1 protein-coding gene and 1 pseudogene are annotated in these 1896 nt (G+C 70.6%); both read left to right on the forward strand.

Annotated features, from left to right (window positions below; genetic code table 11):
- Positions 1–731 (forward strand): TnsA-like heteromeric transposase endonuclease subunit (locus tag I8N67_RS41300; protein WP_200309453.1); only part of this gene is annotated, 731 nt, incomplete at its 5' end.
- Positions 697–1896, forward strand: a pseudogene (locus I8N67_RS41305) (integrase); the annotation flags it as partial. The gene I8N67_RS41300 and the pseudogene I8N67_RS41305, both read left to right, overlap by 35 nt.

Here is a 1896-nt window from a genome sequence, read left to right on the forward strand (position 1 = left end):
CGACGGGCGTTCGTCATCGAGGGTCGTTGAGCGGGTTGTGGTCGGTGCGGTTCGAGGGCGTACGGCCTGAGCGTCAGTTTCCGTCTTTCCGGGGTCAGGGCAACTGGTGCGGCTGGTACTGGTCGGCGACCTGCGGCGGGCACGTGGGTTATGAGTCGTGGCTGGAGCGCGATCATCTGATGCTGCTCGACTTCGACCCGTGGGTGACGGCGGTCGCCTCGCAGCCCTTTCAGCTGTCGTGGTCGGGGCCGGACGGGAAGCGGGTGCGGCACACGCCGGATTTCTTCGTACGCCGCGCGGGCGGCACGGTGCTGGTCGTGGACGTGCGCCCGGATGAGCGCATCGAGCCGAGGGACGCGATGAAGTTCGCGACGACCGCCGCAGCCTGCAGGCTCGTGGGGTGGGACTTCGCGCGGTTGGGGGCGCCGGATGCGGTGCTGATGGAGAACGTGCGGTGGCTGGCCGGCTACCGGCATCCGCGCGTGCACCGCCCGCAGGTCGCCGAACGGTTGATGGAGGTGTTCGGCGAGGGGGCCTCGCTGCTGGCCGGGGCCAAGCGGGTGGGCGATCAGATCGCGGTGCTTCCGGTTCTCTTCCATCTGCTCTGGCAGCACGTCCTTGCCGTGGATCTCCGCGCCGGACCGCTGTCGGCGAGTACGCGGGTCGGGCTCGGAGAGGTACGGGAAGGAGGCGGTGATGCCGTGGCGTCCGCGACTTCTGCGAGCGGGTGACCTGGTCCGTTTTGACGGCCGTCTGCACACGGTGGCGGCTTTGGAGGGGACCGCGGTCCGGCTCGTCGATGAGGGCCAGTCTCCGAGCGTGGTGTTCCTGGCCCACCTGTTGTCGTCTGCCGGCTTCGAGGTGGTCACGCCGTCCTCGGTGCGGGCGGTGGTGCCAGCGGCTGGAGTGCTGGAGGGGTTTCCTCGCAAGGCCGTTGAACGGGCGGAGTGGTGGCAGCGGCACTTGGTGGAGATGCTCTCCGGCCGTCCTATGGAGGACCCGCACGGGCCGGTGCGGGCCGCATACGATCCGGCGGTCCGCTCGCTGCGGCAGCGGGAGCTGACCAAGGCGGAAGAGCTTGAGGCGGGTGGGCACCCCGCGTCCTTGAAGCTGATCCAGCGGATGCGGGGACGCTTCGAGCGCGAGGGCGCGCTGGGCCTGGTCGACCCGCGGCTGCGGTCCGTCTCGGACGGTACCGGCCGCGTCGACCGGAGGGTCGTCGAGACCCTGCGGAAGGTCGTGGAGGACCAGACCAGTCGCTCCACGGTGTCCGCTCAGGTCCTGCGGCGCCGGATGGAACGTGCGCTGGAGGCCGAACACGGTCCGGGAGTGGTGGCACTGCCGTCCCGGACGACGTTCTACCGGCTGCTGTCCGCACTCTCCTCCGGGCGGCACACCCTGGGCTCGGCCCGCACCCGCCGCTCGTTGGCCAAGCAGCCGGACGGCATGTTCGGCCAGCTCACCGCAGCCCGGCCGGGCGAGGTGATGGAGATCGACTCAACTCCCCTGGACGTGCTGCTCGTCCATGATGACGGCACGGTGGACACCGTCGAGCTGACCGGCATCGTAGACATCGCGACCCGCACGCTGGCCGCGGCGGTGCTGCGGCCCTCGACGAAGGCGGTGGATGCCGCTCTGCTGCTGGCGCGGGCGATGACCCCGGAGCCGATGCGGCCGGGCTGGGCGGACGCGCTGCGGATGTCCCGCTCGATCCTCCCGCACGCCTCGCTCATCGCGCTCGACGAACGGCTTGCCAACGCCGCGGCCGTCCCAGTGATCACGCCGGAGACGATCGTCTGCGACCGGGGCAAGGCATACATCTCCGACACGTTCCGCTCGGCCTGCCAGGCGCTCGGCATCTCCTTCCAGCCCGCCCACCCGGATACCCCGACCGAC

Origin of the sequence: Streptomyces adelaidensis, assembly GCF_016598475.1 — a bacterium.
Classification (GTDB): Bacteria; Actinomycetota; Actinomycetes; order Streptomycetales; family Streptomycetaceae; genus Streptomyces; species Streptomyces adelaidensis.